18 protein-coding genes, 3 pseudogenes and 2 riboswitches are annotated in these 23316 nt (G+C 65.1%); of the genes and pseudogenes, 6 read left to right on the top strand and 15 right to left on the bottom strand.

The features are described from left to right. Nucleotides 1-149: 149 nt before the first annotated feature. The 6 genes and pseudogenes from ACQCSX_RS01630 to ACQCSX_RS01605 form a co-directional block, all read right to left on the bottom strand. A complete protein-coding gene (locus ACQCSX_RS01630) occupies nucleotides 150-887 on the bottom strand; it encodes a GntR family transcriptional regulator (RefSeq protein ID WP_427017374.1) in 738 nt (245 codons plus the stop codon). Continuing rightward, on the bottom strand, nucleotides 884-1777 hold the full coding sequence (locus tag ACQCSX_RS01625; RefSeq protein WP_427017373.1) for a carbohydrate ABC transporter permease: 894 nt from the start codon (nucleotides 1775-1777) through the stop codon (nucleotides 884-886). Before ACQCSX_RS01625 ends, ACQCSX_RS01630 begins: the two co-directional genes overlap by 4 nt. Continuing rightward, a complete protein-coding gene (locus ACQCSX_RS01620) occupies nucleotides 1774-2661 on the bottom strand; it encodes a carbohydrate ABC transporter permease (protein ID WP_427017372.1) in 888 nt (295 codons plus the stop codon). Before ACQCSX_RS01620 ends, ACQCSX_RS01625 begins: the two co-directional genes overlap by 4 nt. A 98-nt stretch (nucleotides 2662-2759) precedes the next feature. Continuing rightward, a complete protein-coding gene (locus tag ACQCSX_RS01615; protein ID WP_427017371.1) occupies nucleotides 2760-4085 on the bottom strand; it encodes an ABC transporter substrate-binding protein in 1326 nt (441 codons plus the stop codon). Between the two features lie 291 nt (nucleotides 4086-4376). Further along, the gene (locus tag ACQCSX_RS01610) at nucleotides 4377-4718 is read right to left on the bottom strand and encodes a hypothetical protein (RefSeq protein ID WP_427017370.1); all 342 of its coding nucleotides are present in this window, start codon (nucleotides 4716-4718) and stop codon (nucleotides 4377-4379) included. Nucleotides 4719-4889: 171 nt separating this feature from the next. Continuing rightward, a pseudogene (locus ACQCSX_RS01605) lies at nucleotides 4890-5225 on the bottom strand (transposase); the annotation flags it as partial. Between the two features lie 135 nt (nucleotides 5226-5360). On the opposite strand from ACQCSX_RS01605, the pseudogene ACQCSX_RS01600 reads away from it, so the two are divergent. After that, nucleotides 5361-6283: pseudogene (locus ACQCSX_RS01600) on the top strand (IS982 family transposase). Nucleotides 6284-6301: 18 nt separating this feature from the next. On the opposite strand, the gene ACQCSX_RS01595 reads toward ACQCSX_RS01600, so the two are convergent. From ACQCSX_RS01595 to ACQCSX_RS01555, 9 genes and pseudogenes are all read right to left on the bottom strand, one after another. Further along, nucleotides 6302-6562: a fluoride efflux transporter FluC gene (locus ACQCSX_RS01595; RefSeq protein ID WP_427017369.1), complete on the bottom strand. Its 261-nt coding sequence runs from the start codon at nucleotides 6560-6562 to the stop codon at nucleotides 6302-6304. A gap of 33 nt (nucleotides 6563-6595) precedes the next feature. Beyond that, complete coding sequence (locus tag ACQCSX_RS01590; protein ID WP_427018943.1) at nucleotides 6596-6847, bottom strand: CrcB family protein; 252 nt, start codon at nucleotides 6845-6847, stop codon at nucleotides 6596-6598. A gap of 234 nt (nucleotides 6848-7081) precedes the next feature. Continuing rightward, on the bottom strand, nucleotides 7082-7627 hold the full coding sequence (locus ACQCSX_RS01585; RefSeq protein WP_427017368.1) for a universal stress protein: 546 nt from the start codon (nucleotides 7625-7627) through the stop codon (nucleotides 7082-7084). Then, a complete protein-coding gene (gene eno, locus ACQCSX_RS01580) occupies nucleotides 7620-8915 on the bottom strand; it encodes a phosphopyruvate hydratase (protein ID WP_427017367.1) in 1296 nt (431 codons plus the stop codon). The genes ACQCSX_RS01585 and eno overlap by 8 nt, the downstream gene beginning before the upstream one ends. 19 nt (nucleotides 8916-8934) lie before the next feature. Further along, a complete protein-coding gene (locus ACQCSX_RS01575; protein WP_427017366.1) occupies nucleotides 8935-9687 on the bottom strand; it encodes a 2,3-bisphosphoglycerate-dependent phosphoglycerate mutase in 753 nt (250 codons plus the stop codon). Nucleotides 9688-9707: 20 nt separating this feature from the next. Next, nucleotides 9708-9784: riboswitch (Fluoride riboswitch) on the bottom strand. Nucleotides 9785-9871: 87 nt separating this feature from the next. Beyond that, a pseudogene (locus tag ACQCSX_RS01570) lies at nucleotides 9872-11074 on the bottom strand (ISAzo13 family transposase); the annotation flags it as partial. An 86-nt stretch (nucleotides 11075-11160) separates the two neighbouring features. Beyond that, nucleotides 11161-11787 carry a hypothetical protein gene (locus ACQCSX_RS01565; RefSeq protein WP_427017365.1) on the bottom strand — a complete coding sequence of 209 codons (627 nt, stop codon included), beginning with the start codon at nucleotides 11785-11787 and terminating at the stop codon, nucleotides 11161-11163. 274 nt (nucleotides 11788-12061) lie between these two features. Further along, a riboswitch (Fluoride riboswitch) is annotated at nucleotides 12062-12138 on the bottom strand. Between the two features lie 140 nt (nucleotides 12139-12278). Next, entirely contained in the window at nucleotides 12279-12626 is a 348-nt protein-coding gene (locus ACQCSX_RS01560) for a recombinase family protein (protein ID WP_427017364.1), read from the bottom strand. A 274-nt stretch (nucleotides 12627-12900) separates the two neighbouring features. Then, entirely contained in the window at nucleotides 12901-13794 is an 894-nt protein-coding gene (locus tag ACQCSX_RS01555) for a class II glutamine amidotransferase (RefSeq protein WP_427017363.1), read from the bottom strand. A 1255-nt stretch (nucleotides 13795-15049) separates the two neighbouring features. Here ACQCSX_RS01555 and ACQCSX_RS01550 point away from each other — a divergent pair. From ACQCSX_RS01550 to ACQCSX_RS01530, 5 genes are read left to right on the top strand one after another with little or no spacing between them, the layout of a single operon-like run. Next, on the top strand, nucleotides 15050-16051 hold the full coding sequence (locus ACQCSX_RS01550; RefSeq protein ID WP_427017362.1) for a carbamate kinase: 1002 nt from the start codon (nucleotides 15050-15052) through the stop codon (nucleotides 16049-16051). A 40-nt stretch (nucleotides 16052-16091) separates the two neighbouring features. Beyond that, nucleotides 16092-18485 carry a phosphoketolase family protein gene (locus ACQCSX_RS01545; RefSeq protein ID WP_427018942.1) on the top strand — a complete coding sequence of 798 codons (2394 nt, stop codon included), beginning with the start codon at nucleotides 16092-16094 and terminating at the stop codon, nucleotides 18483-18485. Further along, nucleotides 18476-19624 (top strand): class I fructose-bisphosphate aldolase, encoded by a 1149-nt coding sequence (locus ACQCSX_RS01540; RefSeq protein ID WP_427017361.1) that lies wholly within the window; start codon nucleotides 18476-18478, stop codon nucleotides 19622-19624. Before ACQCSX_RS01545 ends, ACQCSX_RS01540 begins: the two co-directional genes overlap by 10 nt. Beyond that, nucleotides 19614-22424, top strand: a complete 2811-nt coding sequence (locus ACQCSX_RS01535) for a plasma-membrane proton-efflux P-type ATPase (RefSeq protein ID WP_427017360.1) — start codon at nucleotides 19614-19616, stop codon at nucleotides 22422-22424. Before ACQCSX_RS01540 ends, ACQCSX_RS01535 begins: the two co-directional genes overlap by 11 nt. After that, nucleotides 22375-23256, top strand: coding sequence for a histidine phosphatase family protein (locus tag ACQCSX_RS01530; protein WP_427017359.1), 882 nt, complete (start codon nucleotides 22375-22377; stop codon nucleotides 23254-23256). Before ACQCSX_RS01535 ends, ACQCSX_RS01530 begins: the two co-directional genes overlap by 50 nt. Nucleotides 23257-23316 lie beyond the last annotated feature (60 nt).

Genomic DNA, 23316 nt, shown 5'->3' with positions numbered 1-23316 from the left:
CAAAGAAGCGGTACTTCTTGTTGTGAATTTCGGCACCGGAAGAGCAGCCCCAAGACCGAATGCGACTTTGTCGGGCGGGAGCCGCGCCTGAGTCAGCAGATCCGTTGTCTTCTGAGCGCCCCAATGCCGCTTTCCCCTTAATAGGGTTTTCACTTTTCGGCGTCCCGGGTCACGGTCAGCTGGAAGGTATACCTATCTGCGCGGTAGATCGTGCGGGCGAACTCGATGCGTTGACCATGCCGTGATGAGCTGACCCTCGTCACGGAAAGGGCTGAGGCATTCGGGGCAACGCCGAGGAGACTGCCTGCTTCCGGATCAAGCGTGATGGCCTGGATCGTCTGTTCGGCACGGAGGACGTCGTAGCCGGCGGCGCCGAGCTGCTGGTAGAGCGATTCGCCCAGACGAAACTGTTCAATGTCCAAGATGGTGCGTGGAACGTACACATCTTCTATGGCCATTGGCTTGTCGTCGGCCAGGCGGAGCCGGCGTATATGTGTGCATTCCGACCCGGGTGATAGGCCCAGCGACAGTGCAACGGCGCTGTCGGCGCGTTCGAGGGAAAGAGCCAATATCTGGGAAGAAGCCTTGAGTCCACGGCCAGCCATGTCTTCCGTAAACGAAGTCAGTTTAGGGGGCTTAGAGACAAGGTCAGGAGCGCCTACATACGTTCCAGAACCGTGCACGTTATAGACGAGTCCCTCGTCAACAAGTGTGGCGATGGCTTGGCGCACGGTCATTCGGCTGACACCGTAAAGGGCCATCAGGTCCCGTTCCGAGGGCACTGCATCGAACGGGGACAGGGAGGTTTCAATAGTGTGGCGTATGGCCGCTGCTACGGCCACATATTTATAGGTTCTTGCCACCGTTTGCTGTTGCTGTTCCGTCATCCCTTGATCGCCCCAGCCGTCAGACCGCTTACCAGGTACCGCTGGGCGAAAACGGCGAACACCAGCGGAGGAAGTGTCGAAAGGAACGAGGCAGCAGAAATGTCACCCCAACGAATGCCCGTGCTGGTAATGAAGTTTGCAGCGCCCAGCGTTACGGGTGTCGCATTCGACGTGGACAGCACGAGGGCAAAGAGATAGTCGTTCCAGGAGAAGATGAAAACCAGGACGGAAACTGCGACCATGGCCGGTGCAAGCATCGGCAACACGATGCCACCCAGCGTCCGGTAGACACTCGCCCCGTCCATGGCCGCCGCTTCTTCGATTTCAGCCGGGATATCGCGAAGGCTGGCGGACAGCAAGATGATCGCCAGCGGAAGGTTGAGGAAGGAGTTCGCAACAATGAGGCCTGGAACCGTGTCCTGCAGGCCGAGGGTGGAGAACAGCAGAAAGAACGGCACGACAAAGAAGATCGCCGGCAGCAGGCGCAAACCCGACGCACCGCTGATGATCCAATGTCCGCCAAATCCAAGCCGAACGATCGCGTACGTTGCCGGTACGGCGACGACGAGAACCAGCAGCACCGTTCCCAGCGAGATCAGAGCGGAGTTGAGGAAGAACTTCGGGAAGTCATAGCCGGAGCCATGCAGGACGTTCGTGTAGTGGTCCAACGTCGGCGACGAGGGCAGGGACAGCGGGCTACGGGCGATTTCACCGTCCGGTTTGAAGCTGACGAGGACCGCATTGAGCAACGGAATGTTCACCACTAGGGCTATGACACCGACGACGACGGTGAAGATCCATCCCCGTCCGCCGCCGAACCGGCGGCGGACGGCCGGTCCGGGTGGAAGCCGCCTTGGCGACTCTGAGCGGGTTGTCGAGAGTGCGCTCATTTTCCGTTATCCATTCCAGTAGAGGCAATGCGCTTGACGATGAAAGGTACAAAGGGGATCAGGCAGATCAAAACAACGAGCGCTGCCGCAGCAGCCTTTCCGAAATCGCCCGATTCAAAGGCAGTCTTGTATATGAAGATGCTCAGGGTGGTCGTACTTGTCCCCGGCCCCCCTGCCGTCAGAACGTAAATGACGTCGAAGGTCCTCAGCGCATCGATGCTGCGCAGAAAGAACGCCGCGAAGAGCACGGGCGTTAGCACCGGCATGACAACGCTCTTCAGGGAGCGGAAGTATCCGGCACCGTCCATGGCAGAAGCCTCCAGCAATTCGCTGGGGAACGACTGGAGTCCGGCATAGATGATCAGGAAGGTGAACGGTGTCCATTGGAGGATGTCCAAGACGACAAGGAGCGGCACAACGGAGCTGGGGGAGAACAGCGAGACACTCAGTCCAAGACCCTGCAGAATCGCGGGAACAGCACCGATGTCACCGTTGAGCAGCAGCCGGAACATGATCCCGAGCAGGGCGGGTGCCACCATGATCGGCAGCAGGATCATGGTGAAGAAGACCTTTTTCCCGGGGAACTTGCGGTTGAGCAGCAAGGCCAGCCCGAAGCCCAGGACCATTTCAATGCTGACAACCACTGCAGAGAATCCGAGAGTGAATCCCGCGGATTTGGCGAATGCGTCATTTTTGAACAACGAGATGAAATTTTGAATCCCGTTGAAGTCAACGGACGGCTCGAGCAGCGTGTTTGCCTGAAAGGCGGTAAGAATTCCCGAAGAAAGCGGGTATAGAACAAAAATTAGAGCGAACACAATGAGCGGGCTGCTGAGCAGTACGGCGGCGGCAGATCTGCTACGCCGTTTGGCGATGGTGGCCATGCTTTGGTTCTCCTTACTGAACAGGGATTGGATGGGGTTGGGCCCGCCGCACCGGCGACGGGCCCAACCCCATCCGGCTGGAGGCTCTTGCCGGTTAGTTATTCAAGAAGCCCTTGAAGGTCACTGTTGGCTGTCTTGAGGGCCTCGTCCACCGGTGTCTGTCCAACCCAGGCCCCGCTGAGGTCCTCGGCGATCTTGCTGTAGGCCTGGAACGTCTTGGGGAAGACGGGCTCGGCATAGCCGTTCTTCGCGATGCTCTCGGATACCTGGGCGAACACCGGGTTGATTGACTTTTTGGCGTCCAGCACCTGGGGCATGGCGGGGATGCCGCCTGCTTCGGCATACTGGGTCATCGCTGCGGGAGTCGCCAGATAGGTCAGCAACTTTTTGGCGGCGTCCTTGTTCTTGCTGTACTTGTTGAGCGAAACTGCCAGGGCATGGACGTGGGTCTTCCCGCCCGGAACCGGGGCTATGGCAATCTTGCCGGCGACCTGCGGCGACTTGGCTGCGTCATTGAGGTCCGCGAAGGCGGCGCTCCACTGGATCGCGAATGCGGCACTTCCGGATTGCAGCGCGGCCTGGGTCTCGGGGAACTCGGCCTGGGAGCTGTCCGGAGAGGTCCACTTGTTCTTGTAGATATCGGCGTACAGCTGGACCGCCTTCCTGCCGGCGTCACTGTCCAGGGCGGCCTTACCGTTGTCCGCCCAGTTTCCGCCAAATCCCCACAGGACGTCGTTCCAGATCATTGTGTTGTACAGCAGATTCTTGGCCTGCAGGATCGTCCCATACTCGGTGGGTGAACTGGGGTTGTCGGACTTGGAGAAATACGCCGCCATGGCCTTGAAGTCGTCCAGATCCCAGCTTTGTGGATCTTTTGGTGCCCGAGCCTTTCCGAGCACCGTGGCGCTGATCTTGGCGTACTCGGCCTGGGCTGCGGGGTCCTTCAGCAGTGCGTCGATGAGGTCCTTGCGGTAGAGGAGAAAGTGGTTGCTCACATCCAGCGGTAGACCGTACAGCTTGTCCTTGTATTTGAGGCCATCCACGGCGACCGGGAAGTAGTTTGTTGTGTCGGTGCCTTCCAGGGGGTCCAGGGATGCCGCGAACTGGCCCACGTTGTACGACGCGGTCCAGTAGATGTCCATGTCACTGGATTTGGACGCCATTAGCGCCGTCTCTTTGGAAAAGGTGTCCTGCCGAGAAAGCAGCGACAGCTCGACCTTGACACCGTCCTTGGCGCCCTGGCCGGCGTTGTAGGAATCCACCACCTTCCCCATGGCGTCGCCCTCCGGGCCCGGCCACGCCACCATCTTCACGGTGCTGGCCTGGCCGGTCTGCGACGTTCCCCCGGATGGGCTGGTGCAGCCGGCAAGAACTGCAACCGCCAGCGCTGCGGCCCCGACGGCCGCCATGCTTTTCTTGATCATTGGTTCTCCAAAATGTCTCGCAGTGGAAGTGATCCATACCAGTTGTGATGTGAAGTGTGTCACCACCGCCTTTCAGCGTCAACCACTATTGTTGAACTGTGATCTGGGTCACTTAAGATTCTTGGGCTACTTTACCAACTGGTACGATCCAGTGATCCGGTTTTCCTCCCGTGGGATCCGGGCCCAGGCTGCCCAGACTGGCCCCACCGGTGAACATCCATCCGCCTTGGGGTCGCCGTAGTACTCGCCGAAAACCGGGCTGATATGGCTGACCAGCGCTAACCCGGCCGTTCAGTCGCTCGGCTGGAGCGTGGCGAAGTCGGCGTGAGCCTGGTCAACGGCATCGGGAGCGGCCTGGCTTTTCTCGTGTTGGGTGAGCGCTCGGTAGATGCTGGCCAGGCTGGGGTGGCGGCCTCTGCGTTTGCCGGTGGGGATGACCAGGTCGGGGCGGATGTCCTTGAGTGACTCTCCATTCCTGCGACGGCGCAGCACGGTGTGCAGCATGTCGTCGGTGATGACCGGTGGGCGGCCGCCCTGGTTTCCCTTGCGGGCGGCCGCGTTGAGGCCTTCGAGGGTGGCTTCGGGGATGTTCTCGCGTTCAGTCTCGGCCATCGCGGCGAAGAACGCGAACACCACCAGCTGGCTGATCGGGAGACCGCCATCACCTCGGATAGGCCAGTGCCCCGGTCCGCTCATGCCGCGTCGGAACAAGCTGGACTCCGGAAGGGAGCGTGAGGGCCGGGTTTGAGACCCCAAGCGGTGCGGCTTCCAGTCCTGCGGTTAGAGACCCTCCTATGATGTTTGTCAAGGAATGAGTGCCTGCAGCTGCCGAAAGATTGCCCGGGCTGCGTAGCGTTTCAGTGCGCGTTTGATCTCCCGGTAGGTTCGGCCTTCCTCGGTCCGGCGCTAAACATAGCCCATGGTCCTCTCGTCGCACCGCATCCGCACTTTCACGATGACGTCCAAGGCCATGTTCAGCTGGCGGTCCCCGTACCGGTTAAGCCTGTGCCTGACCGTATTTCCCGAGGAGGCCTGCAGCGGCGAGACGCCGCCGAGGGCGGCGAAGGCGGCCTCGGAGCGCACCCTGCCGTGGCGTGAATAGGCGCAGAGGATGATCGCCGCGGTGACCGGGCCGATGCCGGCGGGTGGAGGAATCCGGTCTTCCGCCTAGATGAGTAATTCCAAGGGGTGTCGGGAGGTCGCCACGTCTTGACGCATGATGCGAGGGTGCCCAGAATCGGCGTTATCCATCCAACGTCGAACTTGGAGGCTCACGTGGACGCCGATCTGGACACCCTTGCAACGGCATTCTCTGCCGCCACCGACGACCTGTTGAAGGCCCATCCGGAACGGATTCCCTACCGTCCCCGGATCGGCATCAGCCCGAAGATCACCGATGCCGAACTCATGACGCTGGCGCTGATGCAGGCCCTGCTCGGCTACACCTCCGAGGCGAGGTGGCTGCGGTACGCACACGCGTCCCTGCGCCCGATGTTCCCGTACCTGCCGGGCCAATCCGGGTACAACAAGCGCCTGCGCCGCCTGGTCCCGGCCATGAACTGGCTCATCGGCGTCATCGCGGAGCGCAGCGACGTCTGCTGCGACGACGTGTGGGTGGTTGATTCGACCCCGGTCGAATGCGCCCGCTCCAAGGACACGGTCCGCCGCTCCGAGCTGGCGGGGTGGGCCGAATACGGGTACTGCCCCTCCCACACCCGCTGGTTTTGGGGCTGCGCCTGCACCTGGTCGCCACCCTCCACGGCCTCCCGGCCGGCTATGCCCTGACCGGGGCCACGGCCGATGAACGCCAAACATTCCTGGACATCCTCGCCGGCACCCCCGCCATGGCCCGGGTGCTGGCCGACGGGCACCGGCAGACGGTGATCGCGGACAGGAACTACTACGGCCGGGACTTCGAGGCCGTCCTGGAGGAGGCCGGGATCGAGCTGCTCCGCCCGGCCCGCAAGGGCGAAAAGCCCCGGCCCGGGGCCCGGTTCTTCAAACCCCTGCGCCAGGTCATCGAATCCATCAACGACACCCTCAAGGGCCAGCTCGATCTCGAACAACACGGCGGGCGCACCCCGGCCGGGGTCGCCGCACGCGTCATCCAGCGCCTGATGGCCATGACCGCGGCGATCTGGCACAACGACCGCACCGGGCAGGCCGTCCGCCGCTCACTGACCGCCTACGACCACTGACCCCTTGGAATTACTCATCTAGAGGAGGGTGGCGATTCCGGTGCCGGCGGCCGCGGCGAGCACACAGGCCGCCATGGTGCCGAGGGCGTTGACCAGTGCCATCCCGGTGCGCCTGGATTGGATGAGGCGGATCGTTTCGAAGCTAGCGGTGCTGAACGTCGTGTAGCCGCCCAGAAACCCCGTCCCCATAACCAGCCCCAGCGCCGGGGTGGCATAGTGGCCGGCGACCCGGCCGGTCAGCAATCCCAGCAGCAGGGACCCGGTGGTGTTGATCAGCATCGTTCCCACCGGCAAGGGCAAGGAGGACAACCGTCATCGGATCCCCCTCCCCGTGCCAGCGTTGATGTTGGCGTTGTGGGCGCGGGCGGTGGCGTGGCCGTGGTGCCGGGCTGCCACCCAGATCCCGGTAAGCGTCCCACCGGCCCCGCCGAAAAGGCTCGCCGCCAAATACGCCAGAGCGGCCGTCGCCACTCCGGCGTCAAAAAGGTGTACGGCGTCCACGGCCAAGGTGCTGTAAGTGGTGAAGGCGCCCATGAAGCCCGTTCCGGCCAGCAGGCGCAGCACCCGCAACCGGCCGGTGTCCGGGCAGCGGCCACCCGCCCGGGGCCGGCGGGACGGTGCCGAGCCCGTAGCGGGCCAGAGCGCCCACGATCCCGCCCACCACCACCAACACAACAAAACCGGGGTGCAGATGGATGGGCCGGCGCACCGGGTCCGGGATGTCAACGTCGCTGTCCACGGGAAGGTTGTCGAGTCCGGGCTCGGACACGGCTTCGGTAGGTGGTCTGTGCTCGGCCATCAGCTGCCTCCCTTGATGGGGTGCGGGTCCAGGGGGATGCCCAGGACGGGCCGGTGTTGGCGATGGGTCAGGTGGACGGCGACGGAGCCGATGAGAAACTCCTCCAAACGCGCCCCCACCCCGCGTTCACGTGTCCCCACGACGATCACACAGGCGTGCACGGACTCGGCCAACCGGGCCAGGGCGTAGGCCGGTTCCCCGGCGAGGGTCACGAAGGACCAGCCGGTGTCATCGGCCCCCAGTTCGGCGCCCATCTGTTCCCGGATCGACGCGGCGGCACCTTCGACGTCGTCCCTCTCATCAACCCCGTCCGGGTCGATGGGCGCCGAGGTGTCGTCCCCGCCATCGTGGTCCTCGACCAGATACCGGGTGACGTCGACATAGGCGAGGACCAGACCCACGCCGAGGTTGTAGGCCAGGGCCGCTGCCTGGCGGATCACGATGGCCGGCTGGCCCGGCACGACGCCGGCGACGACGGGGCCGGCCATCCGCTGGCGGGGCTGCGGGGCCGGTTGTGTCTGGATGATCCTGTGGTGGTCAGGCATGGGTGGTTCCTTGGCCGAGGGTGGGTTCGAGCCCGTAGGGCAGGGTGGGGTTGGCATCGGCGATCTCCAGCAGCCGGTTGTACTTGGCCACCCGCTCCCCACGGGCGGGGGCGCCGGACTTGAGCTGGCCGCAGCCGGAGCCGACCGTCAGATCGGCGACGAAACTGTCCGTGGTTTCCCCGGACCGGTGCGAGACCATGGCGGTGAACCCGCCCTTCGCCGCGGTGGTGAGGGTGTCCAGGGTTTCGGTGACGGTGCCGACCTGGTTGGGCTTGATCAGCACCGCGGTCGCGGACCCGGACCGGATCCCCTCTGCAACCCGTGCGGACTGGGTGACGAACAGGTCATCGCCAACGATTTGCGTCCGTCGGCCCAGGACGGAGACCAGGTGGGGCCAGGACGCGGCGTCGTCTTCGGCCAGCGGGTCCTCCAGACTGCGGATCGGGTAGTCGTCCAGGAGTGTCCCGTAGTAGTCGACCATGTGGTCCGGCGTGTAGGTGCGGCCGTTGAAGTGGTAGCCGCCCTCGCTGTAGAAGGAGTTGGCGGCCGGGTCCAGGGCGATGGCCACCTCCCCGGTGCCGGCCCGGTACCCGGCGGCCTCGATGGCGGCCATGATCAGGTCCAGGGCCTCCTCGGGCGAGGAGATCTCCGGGGCGTAGCCACCCTCGTCCCCGAGCCCGGTGGCCAGGCCCTTCCGGCGCAGGATCCCGGCCAGGGCGTGGTAGATGCCCGCCCCCCATTCCAGGGCCTGCGGGTAGGTGGCCGCCCCGACCGGGGCGATCATGAATTCCTGGAAGGCCAGGGCGTTGGCGGCGTGCTGGCCGCCGTTGAGGACGTTGAAATGCGGGACCGGAAGCCGTTCGGCGCGGCCCATCGTGTGGGAGATCCACGTGTGCAGGGAGTGCCCTCCACCGGCGGCAAATCCCCGGGCCGCGGCCATGGACACCGCCACCAGGGCGTTGGCGCCGAGGCGGGACTTGTTCTTCGTCCCGTCCAGGGCACACAGCGCCTCATCCAAGGCCCGCTGCGTCTCCCAGGGCCGGGAACGCAGCAGCGTGCCGATCTCACCGGTGGCGGCGGCGATGGCGCCGGTGACCCCGCGCCCGGACCAGGCGGTGCCGCCGTCGCGCAGTTCCACGGCCTCATGGGCACCGGTTGAGGCCCCGGAAGGGGCGGAGGCCTCAAACACCGCCCCGGCCTCGTTTTCGAGCTGGACGGCCAGCGTCGGATAGCCGCGGGAGTCCAGGATCTGCAGGGCCCTGACGGCGGTGATGTGCAGGTCGGTCATGGTGTGCTCCGTTCTTCTCTTAGGTGCCGCCGGCGGCGGCGACCTTCTCGGCTGCTCTCCGCGCAGCCTGCGGATCCAGATAGCGGCCACCCCGGATCAGGGGCCGGGCGTTGCCGTCGGTCCGGTACACCAGAGGCTGCCCTGTCGGAATGTTCAGACCTTCCAGCTCCGCCTCGCCGAGGCCGTCCAACAGCAGGCAGAGGGCGCGAAGCGAGTTGCCGTGGCCCACGCACAACACGGTGTGCCCCTGCAGCAGCAGCGGGCGCAGGGACTCGTGCCAGAAGTCCCTGACCCGCCCGGCCACCCGGCACAGGGACTCGGTGGCTTGGACGGTCCCGGCCGGCACCGCGGCCAGGGCCGGGCTCCGGCGCAGCCGCCCCAACGCCTCCCAGTCCATGGGTGGGGGCGTCCCATAGAGGGTGCGGCGCCAAAAATGCATCACCTCGGGCCCGAATTCGCTCAAGAGCTCGGCCTTGCACCGGCCGGTCAGGGACCCGTAGTTGCGCTCGTTGAGCTGCCATGCCCGGGCCGGCGCCCGGGTGATCCCGAGGATGCGGGCGGCGATGTCGGCCGTGTCGATGGCGCGCCGGAGGGTGGAGGTGAAAATGCGGGTGGGTGCCAGGCCGGCTTCGGCGATCAGGGCGGCCGCGCCGTCGGCATCATCGCGTCCCCGGCAGGTCAGGGGCGGGTCCAGGAGCCCGGTGAAACGGCCCTCGGCGTTCAGGGCGCTTTCGCCGTGCCGCAGGAGGACGAGTGTTCCGGAACCGGGCATGCTGAACCTACCTTTATCACTCAAAGGTAGGAACCATTAGCCATTCGGCAGTTCGGACTGGAGGCCAGTCCCGGCGGGATCCATCACCGAGGCCGACACTACAGGGTTCATGTATCTGGGTGCCAGCCTGTGACCCCGGCTTTAGGGTCTGCCAGTAAATAACACGCCATTATTGATGTTTGGCGGGGTTGAGGGTGTAGTTCCAGTCGCCGTGGAATTTGTGGCGGGTGATGGGCAGTGCCGCCATCTCGGTGTCGCTGATCCTGATCCCGGTCGGGTAAGTGTTGTCGTCGAGTTCAGCGTGGACGTTCAGGCCGGTTTTCGTGGTGGTTGCACCGATGAGATCGATGATGACCTGGTGGCTGGTCAGGGGCCGCCCGCGCCAGTTCATCGAGATGTGACTGAAGAGCCGGTGCTCGATTTTGTTCCACTTGCTGGTGCCCGGTGGGAGGTGGCAGACGGTGATGTCCAGACCGGTTTCGGCGGCCAGGGCGGCGAGTTCGGTTTTCCACGCGCGGAGCCGGTAACCGTTGGACCCGCCACCGTCCGCGCAGATCAGCAGTTTCTTCGCACCGGGGTACGCGTCCGTGCCGACTTGGTGGATCCAGCGGCGGATCGTCTCGACCGCGAACGCTGCCGTGTCATGGTCCGTGCCGACCGACACCCAGCCGTCATCGGCGGCGATGTCATACACCCCGTACGGATTGGCCTTGCCCAGGTCCGGGTCGGGGAAATCGTGCACGTTTACCCGTACCGGGTCCCCGGCGGGCCGCCACTGCTGCCCTGCGTTCTTGTAGAGGCCGACAAGTTCCTTTTTCTTGGTCTCCACGCTGATCACCGGCTCGCCGGCAGCCATGTGGGCAGCGCTTTGATCGTTGAGATAGGTGAACTGGGCATCACGGTCCTGATGGGCGGCACCCTCGACCTGTTTCGCGTTGCCCTGCAGCGAGAAGCCCTGCTCGTGGAGCAGGTTCGCCACCGTCCATGCCGACACCGGGGGGCCGGAGCCGCTGAGCTCCGCGGCCAGGGCGCGGAGGGATTTCGTCGTCCACCGCAACGCCGACATCGGGTCACCCCGCTCCTCGGGCTCCACCAGGGCCAGCAGTGCATCGACCAGCCCGGGATCGGTGACCGTTTGGGCTTTACGCCCTCCCCCCGGCTGGCGGACCCGCTGCAACGGAACATTGCCGGCCTCCAACTCGGCCACACCCCTGGACGCCGTCGCCGGGCTCGCCCCCGCCGCCCGGGCCACCAGCTTAATCCCACCATGACCCAACGACCGCGCCTCCGCAGCCAAGGCTAGGCGGCGCTGACGCTCATCCAAATGCGGCAACAGCGAATCGAACTTCGCCCGCAACACCGTCTCCACCTCAGGATCAATAGCCATAACACAACGATAAGACCCCACACGCGACACACTCGGTTATTTACTTACGAGCCCTAACCGCCACCATGTGCCTGTCGGCGTCCCCGCTACGGCCCTTTCCCGGGGCGGGACAGACAGAAGGGCACGCCCCAGCCAGCAAACCACCCCACCGCCTCGATCCATGACGCATCATCCTCGGCGGTCGCCGGTTCACCATGATCGGTCATCGACTCAATCAACCCCAGCAAACGGGCGCGGATCTCCAGCAGGCGGTGGGCAACGGCGGCCCCGGTGTCCCGGGAGAGTTCCCCCTGGGCCGCCAGATGTCGCCGGCACAACAGGGCCGGGGCCGCCGGTGCCTGGCCGAGGCACGGCGGACAGGCCCGGGGCAGCCAGGCCGCGCTGGTTTCCCGGCACCAGGGCGTGGTGAACGCCAGCCTGTTTGTCTCGATGGTCAGGGCTTCGGAGTTCGAATTGGCGTACCCCATCCGCAGTCCCTCGGGGAGGCGGCCGGCCATTTCGTCGCAAATCCGGCAGGACCGTGTCGGTGTTGGTTGGCGTGCACGGTCCCTGTGGAAGACGGACTGCGGCCGCCTCAGCTCCCCCGCCGCGTACTCCAGCAGGTCCTCGTGCAAGATGGCGACGTCGAAGGGCTGGTGCCCGGCCCGCCGCCCGGCTCCGGCTTGCCACAGCTCGATCTCCACGACGGCGTGCCCCAGGAATGGCGCGGGCACAGGCCCAGCGAGGCGCGCAGGGTCCGGCGCATCGCACCGTCCATTATGTCCCCGTGGACGAAGGACCACAGCTGGCGCACCTCTTCCACCGACAGGACCAAGGGCCCGGCGGGCAGCAGCCCGGACACGGGATTTGTTTCGGCGGGGTGGTCGGCAGCACCTGTCCGCACCTCAGCCATGTCGCCACGTCCGCGATGAAACCTGGTGGCTTGGATGGATTTCCGCGGCTGGGTGCCGGGCGGAGTTGTCTCGAATGGCCATGAAAGACCTACCTTCAACCGTAGGAACCATCAGCCGGCCGGCACTTCGGACGTCGAACACGTCCCGGCGAGATCCATCGCCACTTCCGACTATACGACGCTCCCACCGGCCCGGAAAGGGCACCCCCCTCCACCACCGGGATAGATTCCGGTCCGTTGTGCTCTCGGGCTGGGAGCTCTCTCTTGCAAGCACGTCTTGGGGTCTGACCTGCAGGGGAACAGTGGTTGGCGCTAAGGATTCTGTTCCGGTGGCACGGTCCGGGGGTTGCTGATTGGCAGGTGGCGGTAGATGGATGCCCGGGATACACCGATTGCTTTGGCAATCTGGGTGGGACTTTCCCCGTTGGCGTGTCTGGCCCTAGCGGCAGCGAGGGTATCGGTATCCATGACTGTTGGGCCGCCGCCGGTGCGGCCTTGTGCCCGGGCGGCTGCGAGGCCGGCCACGGTTCGTTCCTGGATCACGTCGCGCTCGAGTTCGGCGAACGCGGCCATCATGGTGAAGAAGAATTTCCCTTCCCCGGTCGGATGGTAGGTCCCGGTCAGGGCCTCCCCCGTGTCCTTCATCGTTTCCCGATACATCGGGGGCACCTTTGAGGCTGCTGTCCCTGTACGTACCAGTCCGGGCCGTGATCATCCTCTGGGCATGTCCGGGGATGGTGGAATCATCAGAGCGGGAAAGGCCACGGCATGCTGGCTATTGGCACCCGTCAGGCGTTGCCGTTGGCGCCGAGCGCTTCGGCATGCTGTCAGTGGGGAAGGCTCACCATTCCGCCCCTGTGGGACCTCCCCGGCGCAAGCCGATTTCTGCGGGTCTATGTCTTTGCCGGGGGCCGCCTCGCCGCCGGGCCGGTCACTACCCGTCAGCGGAATGAGTGTGGGCCGCATCTGGTTTCGAAGTGGGGGCGGGAGGCCCCGGCATTGGCGGGGGCAGGGAACGGGCAGGATTTCGGGGCAGCGGCCAGCTGATGTGGGGGTCGAGGCTGCCATCGACGTGGAGCAGTTCACCGGGTTCCAAAAGCCGCCATCCGGGATCAGGGTCCATGGGTTCGCTGGCGATGATGACCGAGCGTCTACTGGCCAGGGCACGGCTGTGTCCATGAATCCGGCGGCTATCGACATCCAAGGGGTCGTTGCGGCGGTGTCCTCCCGGGGCCCGTTCAAGGACGTAGAGTTCGTGCGTGTCCGGGTATCGCAAGGCCCACAGCCCGGTCGCCGTCGTGATGACCAAATTGAGACTATAGACGGGCAGGTTTGCGGCAATCCAGGTCAGGGCGGCGGACAAGCCGGTCTGCAAATCTCCCACGTGGCGTCTGGTTTCCACAGTGATCAGGGCGAACATCCGTTCGCTGTCCGTCTGCCCCAGGACCAGATCCGTGCCGTGGAGTTCGGCCAGCCGGGCATCGAGCTTGTCCAGTTCCCCGAAGGCGCCGTTGTGGGCGAAGAGCCGGCCGTCCTGTTCAAAGGGGTGCGTATTCACTGCCGTATGGGCGCCGGTGGTGGCATACCGGACGTGGGCGACAAAGGTCGTGCTTTTCAGTTCGCGGGCGGCGGTCGCGAATTCCGGGTCTTCAAACGCCGCGAGGGCCTGTTTGGTGACTACCGGGACCCCGCTGTCGCCGAACACCCCTATGCCTGCGCCATCCGGTTCACGCCGGCTTTGCTCGGATAGGCTGTCCGGGGCCTTGAGCAGCCAAAACGTTGCCCTGACCGGATCCGTTCCAGCATGCAGGCCAAAGAGTCGACACATAAACACTTCCTGTCATTGCATAAGAGTTCCCGGGGTCCGTGGAGGCATCTCCGCCACACCGCGATCCCTGCCTCTGGTGGTGGAAGGCGACAGAGCAGCCCTCGCCAAGCTGTGGGTCGATTGCTACGTCCAGGTAGGCGCCCGCGCTCTGGAGGACTTTGTTGAAGCTTCCCACGAGGTCCCGGCTGAAACCTCTACGCACGACATTCCGCGGCACGGTCAACCTCCCCTAGGTCAATCGCCAGCGGCTGGGGCGGAACATCCTCTCCACATCCGCTTGGAGCGCCAGTGCCGTAGGGGCAGGCATCCGGAACCGATATGGGGCGCACCTCATCAACTGAAACCGCAATCAATCCTGCCATCGCGCCCTCCCTATTTTGCCCAGCTGACGTCAAACACGGATGAATCCGCCTTCATGCGTGAGTCTGCCCCGTTGGGTCACAACGGGCAAGGATTCCGCAGGATAGTCGCCACGATTCCCTCTACGCCGGCAGGGTTTTGGCCTCTCTGAAGCGGCAGAAAACCCCATTGCTGCTCCAAGACCGCTTCGGCGGCCCGCGCGGCTGAACCGATGGGATTCAGCATCAGATAGCTAAATGACTTCTGAGCCAGCACTCCGAGCTGCGCAAGCGCGAAACCTGCCAAGTCAAGTAGCAACCCTATGACGTGGACGAGTTAACCCACGACGAGGTCCCTTCGGAAGGGTCGCCGTGCGCGCGGAGGACGACGCATCTCGTCACATTGACGGAGCATTGTCGGCGGCGCCAGATCGTTATCGCAGGCGGATTTAGGTCTATGCCTTGCATCGCCGTGTGGGAACGGCCTGCGGCGAGGGGCACCTGTCGACGGCGGAAGTCGGGAGGAGCCGGTTCCTCACCGGATAGCGATCCGCGTGTGATACGTCGTGACCATCGAAAGGGAGAAGGTTCGATGGCGGCGGGCGGGTTCTGCGCAATCACGGTCCCTTACGGCGTGGCCGTGGGGGCGTGCTCGCAATAGCGGGACTTCGGCTTGGGAGTATAGTGTGAGCTACATCTCGGGCATGTCGGACGCCGGCTTCCGCGTCGGCCTCGCCACTGGCGATCAGGTACCGGCTGTTCGCTGGGGTGCGGATTGGTGTGAATCATGTCTGTCGCCGCAATCATGATCGTGCTTGATCCAGTCAACGAGCGAGTGCCCACGGCGCCGCCGGTGCCATGGGAACGGTTGCGGCTGGACCAACTGCCCGTCTTTGTCGCCGCTTGGGGTAGCTGATATGCGCATCGTGGTCGCGCTCGGCGGTAACGCCCTGCTTGAACGCACGGACCGGCCCGACGCCGATGTTGAACGGCGCCATATCCGCGAGGCCGCAGCAGCCCTGGCACCTCTCGCTAAAGAACACCAACTGATCGTGTGCCACGGCAACGGCCCCCAGATCGGGCTGTTGGCCATGGAGAGCGACGCGGATCCGTCACTGACCGCGGCTTACCCGTTGGATGCTCTCGGAGCCCAGACCCAGGGGATGATCGGGTACTGGCTCACCCAAGAGTTGCGCAACGCCGGCGTCTTGCGTCCGGTCGTCGCGGTGATCACGCAGACCGTCGTCGATGCAGCAGACCCGGGGTTCGCTTCGCCCTCGAAATTCATCGGACGGACCTACCCCCGCAGTGAGGCCGAGTCCCTGGCTGCGCAACATGGCTGGCAGGTCCGCGCCGACGGCCCGGCCTGGCGGCGGGTCGTGGCCTCCCCTCAGCCGCTGGGAATCGTCGAACTGGACTGCATCCAGCACCTGCTTCACATCGGCGCGCTGGTGGTCTGCGGCGGCGGCGGCGGATCGCCCGTCATCCGGGATCTGTCGGGTCAGCTGCACGGCGTCGAGGCTGTGGTCGACAAGGACTATACCTCCACCCGCATCGCCCTTGATGTCGGTGCGGACAGGCTGCTCCTACTCACCGACGTCGCAGCAGTCATGCACGACTTCGGCACCCCGCACGCGCGTCCCATTGATCGCATCAGCGTTGACGAATTGGCCGAACTGCAGCTTCCGGCCGGCTCGATGGGTCCGAAGGTTGCCGCGGGTGCGTGGTTCACCGCCGCAACCGGCCTTCCGTCCGCGATCGGCGCCCTCACTGAGGCAGCCGACGTCCTGGACGGAAGCGCAGGTACCACGATCACCGGCCGCAACTCGCCGCCGGAAGCGCCCGACAGCACGCCTGGTGCGTCGACGGCCAAGGCCCCACCCGGGTCACCCATGTCAAGGGAGCAACAGCATGACTGAGCCGAGCAAGTCCGTCAACACAGAGAGTCCGGCACCTGGCATGCCAGGAGATGCGGAGGGTACAGCGCCGGGCTCAGTCTTGGGTCCTGAACTGCTGTCCCGGATGGATGCCTACTGGCGTGCGGCGAACTATCTGTCGGTGGGACAAATCTATCTCTACGACAACCCGTTGCTCAGGCGTCCGCTGGAGTTCGGGGACGTGAAGCCGTTGGTGGTGGGGCATTGGGGGACGACTCCGGGCCAGAATTTCATTTACGTGCATCTGAACAGGGTGATCGTGAAGTACGGGCTGGACATGTTCTATGTTGCCGGGCCTGGGCATGGCGGACCGGCATTGGTCGCGAACACCTATCTTGAGGGCAGCTATTCGGAGATCTATCCGGACGTTAGCCAGGACGAGGCGGGTATGAAGAAGTTGTTCATGCAGTTCTCCTTCCCGGGTGGCATTTCCAGCCATGTGGCTCCTACCACGCCGGGCTCGATCCATGAGGGCGGGGAGCTGGGCTATTCCTTGAGCCACGCTTTTGGGGCCGTCTTCGACAACCCCGGGCTGGTCGTCGCCTGCGTCATCGGCGACGGGGAAGCCGAGACCGGGCCGCTGGCCACAGCCTGGCACTCCACAAAATTCCTGAACCCGATCGAGGACGGCGCAGTGCTGCCGATCCTGCACCTGAACGGCTACAAGATCAGCAACCCGACCGTGCTGGCCCGCATCGAACACGACGAGCTGGAAGCGTTCCTGCGCGGCTGCGGCTGGGACCCGCACTTCGTCGAAGGTAACGAGCCCGAGGCGATGCACCAACGCATGGCCGCCACCCTCGACCATGCAGTCGAAACGATCCGCCGCATTCAAGCTGATGCGCGCAGCGGCAAGGATGGCACGCGGCCGCGTTGGCCGATGATCGTACTGCGCTCACCCAAGGGTTGGACCGGGCCAAAAGTAGTCGACGGGCTGGCCATCGAGGGCACCTTCCGGTCCCACCAGGTGCCGTTGCTGATCGACGAGGACCATCCCGGGCACGTCGAGCAGCTGGATACCTGGATGCGCTCCTACAAACCCGAGGAGCTGTTCGACCAGGACGGGCGGCTGCTGCCCGAGCTGGCGGCACTGGCCCCGACCGGGCAACGGCGGATGGGCTCTAATCCCCACACCAACGGCGGACTGCTGCTACGGGACCTGCAGATGCCCGACTTCCGGACCCACGCGGTCGCCGTGACAGCCCCCGGCGCCGCGGAAGCGCAGGACACGCGCGTCCTTGGGGAGTTCCTGCGCGATGTCGTCCAGCTGAACGAGGAACGACGCACGTTCCGGATTTTCGGCCCTGACGAAACGCTGTCGAACATGCTTGGAGCTGTCTTCGAGGTCACCGACCGCCAATGGGACGCCCACACTGTCCAAGGTGACGAGTCGCTGGCGCCGGCAGGGCTAGTGCTGGACTCGATGCTCTCCGAGCACCAGTGCCAGGGATGGTTTGAAGGGTACCTGCTCACCGGCCGGCATGGCCTGTTCAACTGCTACGAGGCGTTCATCCATATCGTGGACTCGATGTTCAACCAGCATGCCAAATGGCTCAAGATCACCAAGGCCCTGCCGTGGCGACGTGACATCTCCTCGCTGAACTATCTGCTGGCCTCCCACGTGTGGCAGCAGGACCACAACGGTTTCACCCACCAGGATCCAGGCTTCCTTGACCATGTGGTGAATAAGAAGGCCGACATCGTCCGGGTCTACCTCCCGCCGGACGCCAACTGCCTGCTCACCGTCGCCGACCACTGCCTGCGAAGCCGTCACTACGTCAACGTCATCGTCGCCGGCAAGCACGCCATGCCGCAATGGCTTTCGATGGCCGAGGCGGAGGTCCACTGCACCAAGGGAATCGGGATCTGGGAGTGGGCCGGCAATGACCGCGGCGCCGAACCGGACGTCGTCCTGGCCTGCTGCGGGGACACTCCCGCCCTGGAGGTGCTGGCCGCGGTCTCGATACTGCGGGAAAATCTGCCCGAGCTGAAGGTCCGGGTGGTTAACGTCGTGGACCTGATGAAGCTGCAATCCGCGAGCGAGCACCCGCACGGCCTCTCCGACCAGGACTACGACTCGTTGTTCACCAAGGACAAGCACATCGTGTTCGCCTTCCACGGCTACCCGACCCTGATCCACCGCCTGACCTACCGGCGGACCAACCACAACCTGCACGTGCGCGGCTACATCGAAGAAGGCACCATCACCACAGCCTTCGACATGCGCGTGCAAAACCGGCTCGACCGCTTCCACCTCGTCCAGGACGTCATCGACCGGATCCCCCAACTCGGCGCCACCGGGGACTACCTGAAACAGACCATGGCGGACAAACTCATCGAACACAACCTCTACATCAACCAACACGGCCAGGACCTGCCCGAGATCCGCGACTGGGTATGGACCCCATGGCAATGACCGACACACCACCGGCCATCCCCTCTCCGGTCCCCGGCCTGACAACGCTCACGCCGGGGACCCCTTCCCCACCGGCTGGCACCGGGGCAATCGATGGCCCCCTGATCAATACCGCCTTGCTGGACACCGCGCGGGCGTTGGTGGCCGACGACAAGGGCCTGCTGGCGATCGACGAATCGATCCCCACCTGCAACCGGCGCTTCGCCCGGTTCGGGATACCCCAGACCGTCCAGGCCCGCCGCGCTTACCGGGAACTGATCATCACCACCCCGGGGCTTGGGGACAGCATCAGCGGTGTCATCGTCTGTGACGAGACAATCCGGCAACATACCGCCGATGGCGTGCCGTTCCTGGGCGTACTGCGCGAAGCCGGGATCGCCACGGGCATCAAGGTTGACCTCGGTACGACACCGATGGCCGGTCATCCGGGGGAAAAGGTTACTGAAGGCCTGGATGGCTTGCGCGCCCGTCTGGCCGAGTACCGCCAGATGGGCGCCGGCTTCGCGAAATGGCGGGCCGTGTTCACCATCGGTGCTGCCACCCCCAGCCGGGCCTGCACACGTGCCAACGCGCACGCGCTGGCACGCTACGCTGCGCTGTGTCAGGAAGCCGGCCTGGTGCCGGTCGTCGAACCGGAAGTGCTGATGACCGGTGAGCACACTCTGGCGCGGTGCGGTCAGGTCACCGAAGACGTGCTTCGTGTCGTGTTCAATCAACTCACAGAACAGGGAATCGTGTTGGAGGGCATGCTCCTGAAACCCAACATGATCCTTCCCGGCCTTGATTGTCCTATCCAGGACCCGGTGCAGTCCGTCGCCGAGGCAACCCGGGCGTGCCTGAGGCGGGCTGTTCCGGCCGCGGTCGCCGGGATCGCGTTCCTCTCCGGCGGCCAGACCGGAGACCTTGCCACGGCCCGGCTTGCCGCCATCAACAGCCGTAACGGCCCACCCCTGCCGTGGCCTGTGGCGTTCTCCTTCGGCCGCGCGATCCAGCAGCCCGCCTTGACGATCTGGGACGGCAACGACGCGAATGCGGCCACCGCCCAGCAGGCCCTCCAACGACGTGTGACATCCAATCGGGATGCCCGCCGCGGTACCGACACCCATTTTGACCAGACGGATGTCCGCCATGAGCACTGACGGCACCAAGTCCCCGCCGGCCGATTCCACGGCGGGTGGCTCGGCGACGTCTCAACCTGACCCGAAGCACGACTTGAAGTCGCTGCCTATGGCGGAGGTCCAGAAGCAGCTCGGCACCTCCCCTGACGGGTTGAGCCAGGCCGAAGCGGCGAAACGGCTGATCCAGTACGGGCCCAACGAGATCGCCGAGCACAAGACCAACCCGCTGCTGAAGTTCCTGTCCTACTTCTGGGGGCCGATCCCGTGGATGATCGAGGCCGCGGTGATCCTCTCCGGCGCGGTCGGGCACTGGCCGGACTTCTTCATCATCCTCGTGCTGCTGCTGGCCAACGCCGTGGTCGGTTACACCGAGGAGCGCCAAGCCGGCAACGCCATCGACGCGCTGAAAGCCAAACTCGCCATCACCGCCCGGGTGCGACGTGACGGCGAATGGGTGACCCCGGCAGCACGAGAACTGGTGCCCGGGGACGTGATCCGTCTCCGGCTCGGCGACATCGTCCCCGCCGACGCCCGTCTGCTGGACGGCGACGAGATCGAGGTCGACCAATCCGCCCTCACCGGAGAGTCCCTGCCCGCGACCTGCACGCCCGGCGATCCGGTGTATTCGGGCTCGATCATCCGACGCGGCGAGATCGGCGCGCTGGTCTACGCCACCGGCACCCGCACCTATTTCGGAAAGACCGCCGAACTGGTCGCCGACGCCCACACCGTCAGCCACTTCCAAAAAGCCGTCCTGAAGATCGGCAACTACCTCATCGTCCTCGCGGCAGTCTTCGTCGCGGTGATCGTGCTCGTCTCCCTGTTGCGCGGCGACGCGGTCCTGACCACCCTGCAGTTCGCTCTCGTGCTGACCGTCGCGGCGATCCCGGTCGCGATGCCCACGGTGCTGTCGGTGACCATGGCGGTCGGTGCCCGGCTGCTGGCCAAGAAGAAGGCCGTCGTGAGCCGGCTGGTCGCGATCGAGGAACTGGCCGGGGTGGACGTGCTGTGCGCGGACAAAACCGGCACCCTGACCCAGAACTCGCTTACCCTGGGCGATCCGTTCAGCATCGACACCGTCACGGCCGCCGAGGTCGTCCTGGCGGGTGCGCTGGCCTCGCGCGCCGATAACGATGACCCCATCGACCTCGCCGTGCTCGGTGGCCTCCCCGACAAGGGCGCGTTGGAGCCCTACACGATCACCCACTTCGAGCCGTTCAACCCGGTCGACAAACGCACCGAGGCCACCGTCACCGGCGCTGACGGGACGACGTTCAAGGTCAGCAAGGGCGCCCCGCAGGTCATCCTCGCTCTCGCAGGTGACAGCGCCAAGAACACACCGGCCGTCGAGGCTGCCGTCAACGACTTCGCCGCACGCGGCTACCGGTCGCTGGGGGTGGCCCGCGCCGACGGCCAGGACGATTGGAAGTTCCTGGGCGTGCTTCCACTGTTCGACCCGCCCCGCCAAGACGCAAAGACCACCATCGCCACTGCCCGGACGATGGGCGTGAGCGTGAAAATGGTCACCGGGGACGCGATCGCGATCGCCAAAGAGACCGCGGCCAAAGTCGGGCTCGGCACCAACATCCTCGACGCCGCCGGCCTCGGTGACGTGAAGAAGCAGGAAACCCCGGTGAGAGTGCGGTCCATCGAGACCGCCGACGGGTTCGCCCAGGTCTTCCCCGAGCACAAGTACCACATCATCGACGTCCTCCAGCAGCGCGGCCACATCGTCGGCATGACCGGCGACGGCGTCAACGACGCCCCCGCCCTGAAGAAAGCCGACTGCGGCATCGCCGTCTCCGGTGCCACCGACGCCGCCCGCGCCGCCGCCGACATCGTCCTGCTCACCCCCGGGCTGGCGGTGATCATCGACGCCATCAAGGAAAGCCGCAAGATCTTCCAGCGGATGAACTCCTACGCCATGTACCGCATCGCCGAAACCCTGCGGGTGCTGCTGTTCGTGACCGGGTCAATCCTCGTCTTCAACTTCTTCCCCGTCACCGCGATCATGATCGTAATGCTGGCACTGCTCAACGACGGGGCGATCCTGTCCATCGCCTACGACAACGTCCACTACAAGAACCAGCCCGAGGCCTGGAACATGCGCCTCGTCCTTGGCATCGCCACGGTCTTGGGCGTCGTCGGCCCGATCGCCGCGTTCGGCCTGTTCTACCTCGGTAATCGGGTCTTCGACCTCGGCCAGCCCAAGCTGCAGACCATGATGTATCTGATGCTCTCCGTCGCCGGGCATCTCACGATCTTCCTCACCCGCACCCGCGGCCCGTTCTGGTCCATCCGACCCGCCCGCATCCTGTGGATCGCCGTCCTCGGCACCCAGATCATCGCGACCCTGATCGCCGTCTACGGGCTGTTCATGACCCCGCTGGGCTGGGGCTGGGCCGGCTTCGTCTGGGGCTACGCCATCATCTGGGCCCTGGCGAGTGACCGCATCAAAATACTTGCCTACCGCATCCTTGACCCCGCGACGACGACCACGAGCCCGGACGACAGGGGTCTGATCGAGGGCGCGCCATCACCCGAAAACGACCCCACCCACGGCCCGACCCCGACATCTGCCTTTTACACCGACACGGACCCGGGCGACCCCGCCTACCACGACAACGACGACTGCCCCTACGGGCAGCAGATCAAGAACCATCACCACGACCACCCCGGCACCGACGATCGCCGCCGCTGCACCTGGTGTGCCGAACACGACGGATCCGCCCAGCCAGCGTCCACTAACCAAACCCCCTTGCCAGCTGACGATGTCCAGGCGCCCGTCTCACGGAAAGACTCAGACTCAGACTCACCATGATAATCACCCACACCGCTCCGTGCACCGATTGGGCAGATTCAGCATGCCACGCGCACTGTCATGTCCGTCCGCTGGCGCGTGGAGCCGGCGGCAGCGATCACCGTTTCACGCGCCGAGCCGAGCACCAATGAGGCTGATCGTCATCGGGTATGGTGAGAGCGACTGGACGCTGCCCGGCCGCTACACCCACACCACTGACGTGGGCTTGATAGTGAACGGGCCCCGCCAAGCTGCCGAGTTAGGGTCCCTTCTGGAACGCGTGCTGCACGGCCGAAGCCCCGCGGTGGTGGCCCCCCGTCGCCGCGCGATCGAGACCGCTGCACTGGCTCTGCCCGAGCGACCTGCCATGATCGACACCTTGGCGCCCGAATACGACTTCGGCGGCTACGAAGGCCTGGCCATCGAGCAGATCCGTCTGCCCGCACCCGGGTGGATCATCTGGCACGTTAGCTCCCGGCATGGGAAGTCCACCGCCGACATCGGCAACCGGGCCGACGCTGTTCTGCACGCGCACGGCAAGAACTGCCCCCGGCCGGTCGTCCACGTCACCCACGGGCACTTCGCCCGTATCCTCGCCGCCCGGGCCCTGGGACTGGCAGCCGAGCAGGGCCGACTGTTCGGCGCCCCCCTGCCTCGGTGTCGGTTCCGGTGGTCGATGATCACCACGATGAACGGTGCATCGCACAGTGGAATCTGGATCAGGCCCTGCTCGCCCCCTACGGCACGGCCAGGCTCCCGGTACCGGCTGCGACACGTTCCGATGGCGAGGACGGACTTTCCGCCGTCCCGGAGGCCATCCCCGACCGCGGCTGCGCCGCCCCGTCGCGGGTGACGCCGGCAGTGCAGCCGGTCAACACCCGGGGCGGTTATCGCCGTAAACGCAGCGTCACCC

This window comes from Pseudarthrobacter sp. P1 (genome assembly GCF_050156935.1).
Classification (GTDB): Bacteria; Actinomycetota; Actinomycetes; order Actinomycetales; family Micrococcaceae; genus Specibacter.
Note: the sequence above shows the minus strand (reverse complement) of the source record. Positions and strands in the feature narration are given on the sequence as shown.

Excerpts from the sequence above, each read along its gene's own strand:
- ACQCSX_RS01630 (WP_427017374.1), bottom strand. The coding sequence starts at position 887 with ATGACGGAACAGCAACAGCAAACGGTGGCAAGAACCTATAAATATGTG.
- ACQCSX_RS01625 (WP_427017373.1), bottom strand. The coding sequence starts at position 1,777 with ATGAGCGCACTCTCGACAACCCGCTCAGAGTCGCCAAGGCGGCTTCCA.
- ACQCSX_RS01620 (WP_427017372.1), bottom strand. The coding sequence starts at position 2,661 with ATGGCCACCATCGCCAAACGGCGTAGCAGATCTGCCGCCGCCGTACTG.
- ACQCSX_RS01615 (WP_427017371.1), bottom strand. The coding sequence starts at position 4,085 with ATGATCAAGAAAAGCATGGCGGCCGTCGGGGCCGCAGCGCTGGCGGTT.
- ACQCSX_RS01595 (WP_427017369.1), bottom strand. The coding sequence starts at position 6,562 with ATGCTGATCAACACCACCGGGTCCCTGCTGCTGGGATTGCTGACCGGC.
- ACQCSX_RS01585 (WP_427017368.1), bottom strand. The coding sequence starts at position 7,627 with ATGCCTGACCACCACAGGATCATCCAGACACAACCGGCCCCGCAGCCC.
- eno (WP_427017367.1), bottom strand. The coding sequence starts at position 8,915 with ATGACCGACCTGCACATCACCGCCGTCAGGGCCCTGCAGATCCTGGAC.
- ACQCSX_RS01575 (WP_427017366.1), bottom strand. The coding sequence starts at position 9,687 with ATGCCCGGTTCCGGAACACTCGTCCTCCTGCGGCACGGCGAAAGCGCC.
- ACQCSX_RS01560 (WP_427017364.1), bottom strand. The coding sequence starts at position 12,626 with ATGTATCGGGAAACGATGAAGGACACGGGGGAGGCCCTGACCGGGACC.
- ACQCSX_RS01555 (WP_427017363.1), bottom strand. The coding sequence starts at position 13,794 with ATGTGTCGACTCTTTGGCCTGCATGCTGGAACGGATCCGGTCAGGGCA.
- ACQCSX_RS01550 (WP_427017362.1), top strand. The coding sequence starts at position 15,050 with ATGCGCATCGTGGTCGCGCTCGGCGGTAACGCCCTGCTTGAACGCACG.
- ACQCSX_RS01545 (WP_427018942.1), top strand. The coding sequence starts at position 16,092 with ATGCCAGGAGATGCGGAGGGTACAGCGCCGGGCTCAGTCTTGGGTCCT.
- ACQCSX_RS01540 (WP_427017361.1), top strand. The coding sequence starts at position 18,476 with ATGGCAATGACCGACACACCACCGGCCATCCCCTCTCCGGTCCCCGGC.
- ACQCSX_RS01535 (WP_427017360.1), top strand. The coding sequence starts at position 19,614 with ATGAGCACTGACGGCACCAAGTCCCCGCCGGCCGATTCCACGGCGGGT.
- ACQCSX_RS01530 (WP_427017359.1), top strand. The coding sequence starts at position 22,375 with ATGTCCAGGCGCCCGTCTCACGGAAAGACTCAGACTCAGACTCACCAT.